This is a genomic window from Escherichia sp. HH26CH, from assembly GCF_009820205.1.
Lineage (GTDB): Bacteria > Pseudomonadota > Gammaproteobacteria > Enterobacterales > Enterobacteriaceae > Escherichia > Escherichia coli_F.
In genome coordinates this window covers 31966-45056 of record NZ_VNXM01000002.1, presented here as the reverse complement: position 1 = coordinate 45056, position 13091 = coordinate 31966, and the positions used below count along the sequence as shown (strand labels likewise).

Annotated in this window: 10 protein-coding genes, 1 pseudogene and 1 CRISPR repeat array; of the genes and pseudogenes, 6 read left to right on the top strand and 5 right to left on the bottom strand. The window is 48.1% G+C overall.

The window, feature by feature from the left end; translation table 11 throughout:
- Window positions 1–53 precede the first annotated feature (53 nt).
- The 3 genes and pseudogenes from FQ015_RS00230 to FQ015_RS00220 all read right to left on the bottom strand — a co-directional run bounded on the left by FQ015_RS00230 (window position 54) and on the right by FQ015_RS00220 (window position 2477).
- Complete coding sequence (locus tag FQ015_RS00230; RefSeq protein ID WP_160523563.1) at window positions 54–956, bottom strand: TPM domain-containing protein; 903 nt, start codon at window positions 954–956, stop codon at window positions 54–56.
- Window positions 957–1189: 233 nt separating this feature from the next.
- Window positions 1190–1861 (bottom strand): annotated as a pseudogene (locus FQ015_RS00225) (TPM domain-containing protein); the annotation flags it as partial.
- Window positions 1862–1874: 13 nt separating this feature from the next.
- Window positions 1875–2477, bottom strand: coding sequence for a LemA family protein (locus tag FQ015_RS00220; RefSeq protein WP_160523557.1), 603 nt, complete (start codon window positions 2475–2477; stop codon window positions 1875–1877).
- Between the two features lie 172 nt (window positions 2478–2649).
- Here FQ015_RS00220 and queE point away from each other — a divergent pair, with 172 nt between their 5' ends.
- Window positions 2650–3321: a 7-carboxy-7-deazaguanine synthase QueE gene (gene queE / locus FQ015_RS00215; protein WP_001199973.1), complete on the top strand. Its 672-nt coding sequence runs from the start codon at window positions 2650–2652 to the stop codon at window positions 3319–3321.
- A 338-nt stretch (window positions 3322–3659) separates the two neighbouring features.
- Window positions 3660–3993: a CRISPR direct-repeat array (repeat unit 29 nt; unit sequence GAGTTCCCCACGTCAGCGGGGATAAACCG).
- 589 nt (window positions 3994–4582) lie between these two features.
- Here queE and FQ015_RS00210 read toward each other — a convergent pair.
- Entirely contained in the window at window positions 4583–6061 is a 1479-nt protein-coding gene (locus FQ015_RS00210) for an FGGY-family carbohydrate kinase (protein WP_160523556.1), read from the bottom strand.
- Window positions 6062–6087: 26 nt separating this feature from the next.
- Complete coding sequence (locus FQ015_RS00205) at window positions 6088–7365, bottom strand: MFS transporter (RefSeq protein ID WP_160523555.1); 1278 nt, start codon at window positions 7363–7365, stop codon at window positions 6088–6090.
- Window positions 7366–7683: 318 nt separating this feature from the next.
- Here FQ015_RS00205 and FQ015_RS00200 point away from each other — a divergent pair, with 318 nt between their 5' ends.
- The 5 genes from FQ015_RS00200 (at window position 7684) to FQ015_RS00180 (ending at window position 13038) form a co-directional block, all read left to right on the top strand.
- Entirely contained in the window at window positions 7684–8469 is a 786-nt protein-coding gene (locus FQ015_RS00200) for an SDR family oxidoreductase (protein ID WP_160523554.1), read from the top strand.
- Between the two features lie 69 nt (window positions 8470–8538).
- Entirely contained in the window at window positions 8539–9993 is a 1455-nt protein-coding gene (locus FQ015_RS00195; RefSeq protein WP_160523553.1) for an FAD-binding oxidoreductase, read from the top strand.
- A 21-nt stretch (window positions 9994–10014) separates the two neighbouring features.
- Window positions 10015–11424: an MFS transporter gene (locus FQ015_RS00190; RefSeq protein ID WP_160523552.1), complete on the top strand. Its 1410-nt coding sequence runs from the start codon at window positions 10015–10017 to the stop codon at window positions 11422–11424.
- Window positions 11402–12181, top strand: coding sequence for an electron transfer flavoprotein subunit beta/FixA family protein (locus FQ015_RS00185; protein WP_160523551.1), 780 nt, complete (start codon window positions 11402–11404; stop codon window positions 12179–12181). The genes FQ015_RS00190 and FQ015_RS00185 overlap by 23 nt, the downstream gene beginning before the upstream one ends.
- On the top strand, window positions 12178–13038 hold the full coding sequence (locus FQ015_RS00180) for an electron transfer flavoprotein subunit alpha/FixB family protein (protein WP_160523550.1): 861 nt from the start codon (window positions 12178–12180) through the stop codon (window positions 13036–13038). Before FQ015_RS00185 ends, FQ015_RS00180 begins: the two co-directional genes overlap by 4 nt.
- Window positions 13039–13091 lie beyond the last annotated feature (53 nt).

The following is a 13091-nucleotide window of genomic DNA, read 5'->3' as shown; positions in this document are numbered from 1 at the left end:
CTTTATCTGATTTAAAAATGCCAGCCTTCGGGCTGGCATTTTTTATGGCTGAGTTACCAGCGGCCAGACGCGCCGCCACCGCCAGAAGAACCGCCACCTCCGCTAAATCCGCCGCCACTTGAGCCGCCACCGGAAGAGGATGAAGAAGAACCTTTTCTTGAAGCTCTTTCTTTACCGAGCGTCTTGTATTTGGCTCGTAGCTTTTTATTAACGATAAGCCAAAAGATAAGCAGCGCTACGATCGCAAAAGGCGTTAACATACCGCAGGCAACGATTAAATTCGTCCATGGTCCTGGCTCGGCAACATAGAGGAATACCATCCCGTAAATTGCGGCAGTGAGAGTTATCCAGGGTAAATTCGACGGATCGGTAAAAATAATAAAATATGAAAGCACTGCCAGCAATATAAGTACAGCAAGCGAAAATGGGATAGGGGGATTGATACTGTAATAATTCCCCCTGCCTTCCGGTAATTCACCATTCATCAGAAGTGCGCCGATATTTTCGCTTGCCAGTGTTAACCCCCCCATCAGGTCATCACTTTTGAAAGCAGGGATTAATATATCACGGATAATCTTTGCCGCTTGCAGGTCGGTAACCACCCCTTCCAGCCCATAGCCGACTTCTATACGAACAGCATGATCTTCCCAGGCAACCAGAAGTAAAATGCCATCGTTTCGCTGCTTATCTCCCAGTTTCCAGCTATCAAAAACGCGTGTTGCATATTGTTCAATGGTATCGTCTCCGGTGGATGGCACTATTAATACGGCGACCTGTGCCCGTGTTTTTTGTGTAATATCCTGCAGCTGTTGTGTCAGTGATTGTTGTTCAGACGTGCTTAAGGTACCAGTAATATCGGTCACCTGTTGGCGCAGCTCCGGCACAGCAATTTGCTGGGCAAGCACAGGAAGGCACCATAAAGTGAGTAGAAAAAGGATTATACGCATAACAATCACCAACGGCCGGATGAACCGCCGCCTCCTGAAGAACCGCCGCCACCGCTGAAATTATCATTGTCAAAAGAGGATGAAGAGGAAGATGACGACGATGATGAAGAACGCCAGGAGGCCGAGTTACTTCTTTCGTAGCGTGACGGTCGGTTGGCACTACGCATCGAATCCCGAACCTTTTTGCCGAAGGGGGTAAAAGCGATGGCGACAGCCAGGAACGGTGTGGCGAAGCAGAGTAATGTTGCGAGTACTCCCCAGCTTCCGCCGAAACCTGCTATAGGTAAAACAAAGGCCAGTACAATAGCTGTGAAGCAAATTAGTCCCAGCGTTTTGAAATATCCTCTGGCGGAAATAAAGGTCAGTACTATTGCCCAGACTAACAAAGCCCACCAACCGTTAAAGGGCAAAGGGTGATCGGTCGGTGTTATCGTTGCTAAATTATTCCCCGTCAGACGATTATCAATATCGCTTATTCCCTTTTGCAAGCCGCCAGCCAGGTCGCCATTTTTAAATGCCGGAATAATACTGTTGCGAATAATTTTCCCGGACTGCGCATCCGTAATAACGCCTTCCAGTCCGTAACCGATTTCAATACGCACGGCCTGATCCTGCCAGGCGACTAACAGTAGAACGCCATCATCGCGGTCTTTATCACCCGGTTTCCAGCTATCGAATACCCGCGTAGCGTACTGCTCGATGGTTTCATCGCCCGTTGTTTCAACCACTAACACGACCAGTTGTGCGTGGCTTTTTTGCGTCAGCTCTTTAATCTGATTGGTCAAAGTATTTACTTCATCGTTCGTCAATTTACCGGTTAAGTCATTCACATACCTGGGTGATTCAGGCACTGGAATTTGTATGGCAAACACAGATGAACAAAAGAAAGCCATAAGGAAGATAAAATTTCGCACAGGACTTCCTCGCTTAATGAGCATTAGTATTCTGGCTAAAATCTATTGTCGGGGCTTTACTCACAGCGGCGACATCATCCGGCAAATAATTTTTCTTCGGTGTGTAATCCATGACTTTTGCGGTTAACACTGCGGGGAATTTGCGGATAGTGACATTATATTGTTCGATGGCTTTAATATATCTTCCTCGCGCAACGGCAATTCGATTTTCACTTCCTTCGAGCTGTACCATCAAATTTTGATAGAGTTCCTGGGCCTTTAGCTCAGGGTAACGTTCACTAATTATCGTTAACTGACCGAGAGTGCGAGACACCTGCGCCTGAGCTTGTTGCCAGACTTGTAATTTTTGTTCATCCCCCGGAGTTTGCTGAAGATCGCTACTGGCGCGATTAGCCTGACTACGTGCCAATGTTACGGCTTCCAGTACCTCTTGTTCATGGCTGGAATAACCTTTAATACTAGCGACAAGATTAGGAATAAGATCGGCGCGACGTTGATATTGATTTAATACCTCAGACCAGGAAGCGTTAACCTGCTCATCATAGGTTTGAATATCGTTATATCCACAGCCTGATAAATTGAAAATAAATATAATTACGATGAATATTCTGAGCATGGTTAAATTCCTTTTAATTAATTCCTTAAAACATAATACGCCACTTCATTTTATTCTTTATGATCTAATCCACTTTTTGCCTTAAACCTGCCTGTAACAGAATGTTAATAAGACATGATTGTTGTGGCAGGATCTGCAATAATTAACAATTATCCACTTCACAGAGAATGCTATGCAGTACCCGATTAACGAGATGTTCCAGACCCTGCAAGGTGAGGGTTACTTTACCGGCGTCCCCGCCATTTTTATTCGTTTACAGGGATGCCCGGTCGGCTGTGCCTGGTGCGACACCAAACACACCTGGGAAAAGCTTGAGGATCGGGAAGTCTCACTTTTCAGCATTCTGGCGAAGACCAAAGAGAGTGATAAGTGGGGGGCGGCGAGCAGTGAAGATTTGCTGGCTGTCATTGGTCGTCAGGGATACACCGCGCGGCATGTGGTGATTACGGGTGGTGAGCCTTGCATTCATGATTTGCTGCCACTGACTGACCTGCTCGAAAAGAACGGTTTTAGCTGCCAGATCGAAACCAGCGGTACTCATGAAGTACGCTGCACGCCGAATACCTGGGTTACCGTATCGCCAAAGCTGAACATGCGCGGCGGCTATGAAGTGTTGTCACAGGCACTGGAGCGAGCCAACGAAATCAAGCATCCAGTGGGACGCGTACGTGATATTGAAGCACTGGATGAACTACTGGCAACGCTGACCGATGATAAACCACGAGTCATTGCACTGCAGCCAATTAGCCAGAAGGACGATGCCACACGTTTGTGCATTGAAACCTGTATTGCGCGTAACTGGCGTTTATCGATGCAAACACATAAATATTTAAATATTGCCTGATTAAACATTTATAAGCGTTATAAATGGGTGGAACCTGTAAAGACTTCCACTCATTTATATTCTTTGTCGCCTCTGAAAAACCTCCATTTTGCTCATCCTGGACTAATCATTATCATTCTCTACAAATTCTATGGCGTTAATTTTTCGTTGGAGTGAAAATTATTGCGGTAAAGTTTGGTGGATTTTAGTCGGTATAGGATTACTTTAAATATTTAGCTTTTCAATCAATGAATTAAGTGCTCTTTAACATAATGGGTGTGTTGTTTGTGTGATCCTGTAAAGTTGGTAGATTGTGACTGGCTTAAAAAATCATTAATTAATAATAGGTTATGTTTAGAGAGTTCCCCACGTCAGCGGGGATAAACCGTTGTTTGTGATGGCGATAATAACGAAATGATCGAGTTCCCCACGTCAGCGGGGATAAACCGTTTGACTCTTTCAACAGTTAAACCACAGGGAAGAGTTCCCCACGTCAGCGGGGATAAACCGTAACAGCAATTCAACGATTAAAAAAACCGTGCGAGTTCCCCACGTCAGCGGGGATAAACCGGCAGCCTGGATATTAACGGCGAACAGCCGTACGAGTTCCCCACGACAGCGGGGATAAACCGCGCCAACAGCTTGCAGCTACAGACCTTGCTATGAGTTCCCCACGTCAGCGGGGATAAACCACCATATAACCCGTTATCTCTTTCTCAAGTTTTTATATTAGCAGTACTCGTATTAAGCAACATATCCACGTAACACCTCATGTTCAAAATAGCTCTCCATATATGAGAAGTTCACAATTATCGATACAAAAAATCAAATTTAATTAAAGTGTTAGTTGTATGATGTTTAAATCATTAAGAAATTATCATATATTATTTTTTTAATATTGAATTGATGTTTGTTAATTTTTTCTTTAGGATAATGGTTTGTTTTTTAAGCTTATTATTCATTGATTAAGTAATAAAGCTGGAAATTTGTCTTTGTTTTGAGGCTAATGAATGATTTTACATAATCGCCTCTATACGCTGTTGATGAATAGTTCTTATGAATAAAGATATCCAGTTCATACTTTAAGTGAAAATTGATAAAGTACGATTCGCGTAGTCTTTTATTCTAAGGACATCGATTGTAGTTAATATTCCTTGTAAAAACAGGGATAAACCGGACTTGTTATAATTCTTGATGTTGTCGAACTTATGTTCCCCGCGCCAGCGGGGATAACCATTCAGGTATGTTCAGGCCGGGCATTTTCCCGCCCGGCCTTCCTCACTTACGCATTCGACCAGCTCTGGATCGAATCTGCATTCCCCAACTCACCATGCATCACTTCATACGATTTTTTCAGGATCACATCAGTGTGTTTGGTTAGGTCTTTGAAAATGCCTTTATTCATCGCGTCGTAGCGTTTGGCATTGCTCTCAATCGGCATAAAGATATCTTTCACGCGAACCATTTTGTCGACAGCCGTTGCGTAATCCGGGTATAGCCCCAGACCTACCGCCGTATTAATCGCTGCCCCCAGGCTTGCACAACCGTTAATGGCGTTACGTCGTGCCGGAAGGTTGAACACGTCGGCAAAAATTTGCATAAACAGATCGCTGTTCGAACCGCCGCCAGTAATGATCACATGTTTCGCAAAGTGATTCATTTCATGACACATATTGTCGTAATTGTTCTTCAGCGTCAGCGCCACGCTTTCCAGTATCGAACGATATATCCATGCGTAATCCATGCTGGAATCAAAGCCGATCATAATCCCGCGTTTGTACGGTTCCCACGGATTGGTCAGCCAGTCCAGCACCGTCATCAGACCATTACAGCCAGGCGGCACACAAGAAGCTTTTTTGTTGAGCAAATCTTCCGGTGAAAGATCCTGTGCTTTGGCATCCTGAATTAACGACTCGCCTAACATGTCGCGAAGCCAGCTCACCGTCCACATGCCTTTGCGAATACCGTAACCTTCATACAGCAAGGTTTGCGGAATAGAAGACATAATCGGCCAGTACGCTACCGGATCTTTCGGCAGTACTTTGCCGTTCATCATCAACGCGATGTAAGTGCCAAGAGAAATTACCGCCGTTTCATCATCCAGTAACCCGGCTCCCAGTGCTTCTACCGGTTTATCACTGGTGGTACAAACAACTGGCAGCCCAGCCGGGAAATGTGTCGCCAGCGCGGCTTGTGGTGTGATATGCCCAAGAACAGTGCCCGACATTTGCACATCAAAAAGCATCTGTCGGGGAATATTAAACTTCTCCATGACTGCGGCATCTTCACTCCATGCCCAGGTCTTATAATCCACCGGCCACTGACCAAAATAGTTGGCGATATTGTCTTTAAACTCGCCGGTTAAACGGTGTGTCAGATAACCTGAAAAAGAGGTGACATATGCCACATCAGGATTGGTGTGCTCGTAGGGACGTGTTACGCGTGCATCCTGCCAGCTAATCAACGGCGCAGCTGGCGTGCCATCGGCTTTCAATAACGCACGGCAGCAACGGATAGATCCCAGACCAATGCCGACAATATCTTCTTTATTCCCGGCAAACTGGCTCATCAAATCGTGACCAGCAAAACATAATGATGCCCATAAATCATCGTCAGGATGTTCTGCGGTATCGGCATCTGGAGTGTGCATCGGTTGTAATAAGCCTTTGCCTTCGCAAACCACGTTACCTTCCAGATCGTACATCACCACTTTTGTGCTCTGACTTCCGCCATCAATCCCTATGATGTATTTTTTCGACATGATTTTTCTCCTGTAATTTTCCTGGCTTACTTGCTGCTAGCCATTGCGGGGGTGCTATCAGCAGTACGAATTTTTTGGAACAGCAAAAAGGTAAAGACGATCACCATGCCAAGCGCCGCCATGCCCATCAGCCACATATTGCGGTAGGCTTCTGCAGCGGGCAGGGTGTCTTGCCAGTAGCCGATAATTGGGTAAACGAAGACATCCGGCAGAAATCCAATCACCGAACAAATACCTACCGTGGTGCCCATAATGTAAGACGGTGTTCTCGCTTCGCCAGGGCAGGCCCAGTACAGCCCGCGTGAGGCGTAACAGGTGAATCCCAGAAGTAAAATCAGACCAATCCCCATCGCGACCGATTGCGGGTTAGAGTTCGTGATGAGCAGGGCAGTTAACGCCAGCAGGCCGAGTACGGAAAGTATTTGAATCACGCGGATAGGGGATTTCACTTTGCTGTAGGTGGTGATAATGCCACCAAGTGGGCCGCACAGTGCGCGGAAGATTTTGTTGATCACAATCCCCATGTAGCTCGCCGCCACCAGCGACATGCCGTACATTTCGGTCAGATAATTGGTGGAGTAACTCAGAATGGCGTAGATGGTGAAGACACCAAAAATCACCATGCTGCAATACCAGGTGGTGCTGATACGCAAAACGGCAAGGATGTCGCTAAGCTGGAATGACTGTTTTTCTTCGGTGTTGGTATTGCGCAGGTTGTTGTTATCGCTAACAAAAAACCAGCACAAAATCCCCAACAAGATGTAAACCACACTATAGATGATAATGACCGTTTTCAGGCTGGCGCTGTCATCCGGTGCAAAGCGAGAAAAGACCCACATGGTAAACACCGCCAGCGACATTACACCGACGCCGCGCAGCCCTTCCATCCAGCCCATAATTTTCCCCTGCTCGCTATGATCGCCAAGCAACGATGCGGCTTTAATCGACACCGACCACAGCATTAAAATCGTCGTTATCGCAAAGGCGACCTGAATACAGAGCATTACCCACAGCGGTGGATACGTTGCCATTAACAGACCCAGCAATCCGGTAATGATCATCGCGGAAGTAATCATTTTGCGATGCGAAAATTTATCGGCAATAACGCCGCTGGGGGCATAAAGAATAATAGCCGCAATACCAAAGGTACTCATTATTAAACCTATCTCGGTATTGCTGAATCCCATAAATTTAGCCATGGGAATTTGATAAATATAACGTAAATAAGCCAGATCAAAACTAACGCCGCCACTAAAACTAATTATCGCGAGGGTTATCCAACGGCGATATGAGTTGTGTTGCATATCGTATTCCCATTTGTAATAGACAAAAAAAAGAGAAAAGTAAGCCGCCCTTTCAGGTGGATTACTTTTCTCAGGTCTCTAGTAATTGCAATAAGAAATAACATGGAAAGCAGGGGTGTTGTGTGAGAGTAGTCACGCTTCTGCTTTTTAAAATTATTTGATAATACGAATATCACACTGTGATTACGATCACATTAGCGTTTATGCCCTTATGCTAAAAATTATCTCCAGTTACCAGAGATAATGAGAAAGGTAACTTCCCTCTCGCGGGGGAAGTTACCTTTCTTTTTTTTTGCCTTACGGAAATTGGAGCTAACTATGTCAATCGAATCTCTCAATGCGTTCTCAATGGATTTTTTCTCCCTGAAAGGTAAAACCGCAATTGTTACCGGCGGGAATAGCGGTTTAGGCCAGGCATTTGCCATGGCACTCGCAAAAGCAGGCGCAAATATCTTTATTCCAAGTTTCGTTAAAGATAATGGCGAAACAAAGGAAATGATTGAAAAACAGGGTGTTGAGGTGGACTTCATGCAGGTGGATATCACCGTAGAAGGCGCGCCGCAGAAGATAATTACCGCCTGTTGTGAACGTTTCGGCACCGTCGATATTCTGGTTAACAATGCCGGTATATGTAAGCTGAATAAGGTGCTGGATTTCGGTCGTGCCGACTGGGACCCGATGATTGACGTGAACCTGACCGCCGCATTCGAGTTAAGCTACGAAGCGGCAAAAATTATGATCCCGCAGAAAAGCGGTAAAATCATTAATATCTGTTCACTGTTTTCTTACTTAGGTGGTCAATGGTCTCCTGCTTATTCTGCCACTAAACACGCCCTTGCCGGATTTACCAAAGCCTATTGCGATGAATTAGGTCAATATAATATTCAGGTAAATGGTATTGCCCCAGGATATTACGCTACCGATATCACCCTGGCGACACGCAGTAATCCAGAAACCAATCAGCGCGTTCTTGATCATATTCCAGCAAACCGTTGGGGCGATACTCAGGATTTAATGGGCGCAGCCATATTTCTCGCAAGTCCGGCATCGAATTATGTCAACGGGCATTTATTAGTGGTTGATGGCGGTTATTTAGTGCGCTAATCCATAACGGTGGTTTCTGATTTCTTTTATTAATGACTATTCCATTTTTATTATCAGGAAGGAATTACTATGTCTTTATCTCGCGCAGCGATTGTCGACCAGCTAAAGGAAATTGTTGGTGCAGATCGCGTAATTACCGATGAAACGGTATTGAAGAAAAACAGTATTGATCGTTTTCGTAAATTTCCGGATATTCATGGTATTTATACTTTGCCTATTCCGGCAGCGGTCGTAAAACTCGGTTCCACAGAGCAAGTGTCCCGTGTGCTGAATTTTATGAATGCACACAAAATTAACGGTGTGCCGCGTACCGGGGCTTCCGCTACCGAAGGTGGGCTGGAAACCGTTGTGGAAAACTCGGTAGTGCTTGATGGCTCTGCAATGAATCAAATCATTAATATTGATATAGAGAATATGCAGGCGACGGCGCAATGTGGCGTTCCGCTGGAAGTGCTGGAAAACGCGTTGCGTGAAAAAGGTTACACCACGGGGCACTCTCCGCAGTCAAAACCGTTGGCGCAGATGGGTGGACTGGTGGCGACCCGTAGTATCGGGCAGTTCTCCACACTCTACGGCGCAATCGAGGATATGGTCGTTGGCCTGGAAGCAGTACTGGCTGATGGCACCGTGACACGCATTAAAAACGTGCCACGACGCGCGGCGGGTCCGGACATTCGTCACATCATCATCGGCAACGAAGGCGCATTGTGCTATATCACTGAAGTCACTGTGAAAATCTTTAAATTCACCCCGGAAAACAACCTCTTCTACGGCTATATCCTGGAAGACATGAAAACCGGCTTCAACATCCTGCGTGAAATCATGGTGGAAGGATATCGTCCGTCGATCGCTCGTTTGTATGACGCTGAAGATGGCACCCAACACTTCACCCATTTTGCCGACGGAAAATGCGTGCTGATCTTTATGGCTGAAGGTAACCCTCGCATTGCGAAGGCGACGGGCGAAGGGATTGCTGAAATCGTGGCACGTTACTCGCAATGCCAGCGCGTGGACAGCAAGCTGATCGAAACCTGGTTTAACAACCTGAACTGGGGACCGGATAAAGTGGCTGCCGAACGTGTGCAGATCCTCAAAACCGGCAACATGGGCTTTACCACCGAAGTGTCCGGCTGCTGGAGTTGCATACACGAAATCTACGAAAGCGTTATTAACCGTATTCGTACCGAGTTCGCGCACGCCGACGACATCACCATGCTGGGCGGTCACTCCTCTCATAGCTATCAGAACGGCACCAACATGTACTTCGTCTACGACTACAACGTCGTTGACTGTAAGCCGGAAGAGGAAATCGACAAATACCACAATCCGCTCAACAAAATCATCTGCGAAGAAACCATTCGCCTCGGCGGTTCGATGGTACACCATCACGGTATCGGTAAACATCGTGTTCACTGGAGCAAACTGGAACACGGCAGCGCGTGGACATTGCTGGAAGGGCTGAAAAAACAGTTCGATCCTAACGGTATTATGAATACGGGTACTATCTATCCGATTGAAAAATAATGTGTCAGGCAGCGTTTCGCGATGACGGGGCGTTGTCTTTTCGGCTTCTCAACCGGGAAGCCGTTCTTATTACCGGACAATGAAGGGGTAAAGATGAACACTTCACCGGTGCGAATGGATGATTTACCGCTTAACCGTTTTCACTGTCGAATTGCTGCGCTGACTTTCGGCGCACACCTGACCGACGGTTATGTTCTCGGCGTCATTGGTTACGCCATAATTCAGCTTACTCCAGCCATGCAACTGACGCCGTTTATGGCGGGAATGATTGGTGGCTCGGCGCTACTTGGCCTGTTTATCGGCAGCCTGGTTTTGGGCTGGATCTCCGACCATATCGGGCGGCAAAAAATCTTCACCTTCAGCTTTTTGCTGATTACGCTCGCTTCGTTCCTGCAATTTTTTGCCACCACGCCAGAGCATCTTATTGGACTACGCATTTTGATCGGCATTGGGCTGGGAGGCGATTACTCAGTAGGCCACACCTTGCTGGCTGAATTTTCTCCGCGCCGCCATCGCGGTATTTTGCTGGGCGCATTCAGCGTGGTGTGGACCGTAGGCTATGTGCTGGCAAGTCTTGCCGGACATCACTTTATTAGCGAAAGCCCCGAAGCCTGGCGATGGTTACTTGCATCGGCGGCATTTCCTGCCCTGTTGATTACGTTGTTACGTTGGGGAACGCCAGAATCGCCACGCTGGCTACTGCGCCAGGGGCGTTTTGCAGAAGCTCACGCTATCGTGCATCGCTATTTTGGTCCCCATGTTTTACTGGGCGATGAAGTTGCAACGGCGACCCATAAACACATCAAAACCTTGTTCTCTTCGCGCTATTGGCGGCGCACGGCGTTTAACAGCGTCTTCTTTGTCTGCCTCGTAATCCCATGGTTTGTAATTTACACCTGGCTGCCAACTATCGCCCAGACTATTGGACTGGAAGATGCGCTGACTGCCAGCCTGATGCTTAATGCGTTGTTAATTGTGGGCGCGCTGCTGGGATTATTTCTGACGCACCTGCTGGCACATCGCAAATTTTTACTTGGCAGTTTTTTGTTGCTGGCGGCAACGCTGGTAGTGATGGCCTGTTTGCCTTCTGGCTGTTCATTAACGCTGCTGCTTTTTGTTCTCTTCAGTACCACCATTTCGGCAGTCAGTAATCTGGTGGGCATTTTGCCTGCGGAAAGTTTTCCTACTGACATTCGCTCGCTGGGTGTCGGTTTTGCCACCGCCATGAGTCGGTTGGGCGCGGCGGTAAGTACTGGCCTGCTGCCGTGGGTGCTGGCGCAGTGGGGAATGCAAGTCACCTTATTGCTCCTGGCGACAGTGTTGTTGGTTGGTTTTGTTGTGACCTGGCTATGGGCGCCAGAAACCAAAGCACTCCCGCTGGTGGCGGCGGGAAATGTAGGAGGTGTGAATGAACATTCTGTTAGCGTTTAAAGCCGAACCGGATGCCGGAATGCTGGCAGAAAAAGAGTGGCAGGTGGCGGCTCAGGGTAATTGCGGACCGGATGTTTCGCTGCTGCGAAGTTTACTCGGTGCTGATGAACAGGCCGCTGCCGCGCTTCTGTTAGCGCAGAGAAAAAACGGTACGCCGATGTCTTTAACCGCGTTGAGCATGGGGAATGAACGGGCGTTGCACTGGCTGCGCTATCTTATGGCGTTGGGGTTTGAGAAGGCAGTATTGCTGGAGACGGCAGCAGATCTGCGCTTTGCACCGGAATTTGTCGCTCGCCATATTGCCGAATGGCAGCGCCAGAATCCGCTGGATCTGATCATTACTGGCTGCCAGAGCAGCGAAGGGCAGAACGGGCAAACGCCATTTTTGCTGGCGGAAATGCTGACCTGGCCCTGCTTTACCCAGGTGGAGCGTTTTACTCTCGACGCACCGTTTATCTCGCTCGAACAGCGTACTGAACATGGATTACGCTGTTGTCGGGTTCGCTTGCCTGCGGTGATTGCCGTGCGCCAGTGTGGCGAGGCGGCCTTGCCAGTACCGGGAATGCGCCAGCGAATGGCTGCGGGGAAAGCTGAAATTATCCGCAAAACTGTTACTGCTGAATCGTCAGCGATGCAGTGCCGGCAACTGGAAAGGCCAGAGCAACGACGCGGTGCAACGCTTCTTGATGGGCAAACGGTAGCAGAAAAAGCGCAAAAGCTATGGCAGGACTATTTACGCCAAAGGATGCAGCCATGAATATCGCCATTGTGACAATAAATCAGGACCATGCCGCAATAGCGGGCTGGCTGGCGGAGCAGGATTTCAGCGGCAGCACATTAACGCACTGGCAAATCGAGCCGCAGCCGATGGTCGCGGAACAGGTGCTGGATGCGCTGGTAGAACAGTGGCAGCGAACGCCTGCGGACGTTGTTCTCTTTCCGCCGGGAACGTTTGGTGATGAACTGTCGACACGGTTGGCCTGGCGATTACATGGTGCAAGCATCAGCCAGGTGACTTCGTTAGATATTTCAACCGGAAGCGTACGCAAATCCCACTGGGGAAATGCGCTAACGGCGACGCTGCAAACAGAAAAACGCCCGCTATGCCTCTCCCTGGCGCGTCAGGCGGGAGCAGATAAAAACGCCTCGTTGCCCTCTGGTATGCAGCAACTGAACATTGTCCCAGGTGCGCTTCCCGACTGGCTGGTTAGCATAGAAAACCTGAAAAATGTTACCCGCGACCCATTAGCTGAGGCCAGACGGGTGCTGGTGGTGGGGCAGGGCGGAGAGGCAGATAACCAGGAAATCGCTATGCTGGCAGAAAAGCTGGGAGCCGAAGTGGGCTACAGTCGGGCACGAGTGATGAACGGTGGCGTTGATGCTGAAAAAGTGATTGGTATTTCAGGACATCTGCTGGCACCTGAGGTGTGTATTGTTGTTGGTGCTTCCGGCGCAGCAGCGTTAATGGCGGGCGTCCGCAATAGCAAGTTTGTGGTGGCGATTAATCATGACGCCAGCGCGGCGGTATTTTCACAGGCAGATGTTGGCGTGGTTGATGACTGGAAAGCGGTGCTGGAGGCACTGGTGACAACCATTCACGCAGATTGCCAATAACGTGCTGCCGGATGATCCTGCCTACGGTTCTGGCCTGGGGACTTGTAGGCCTG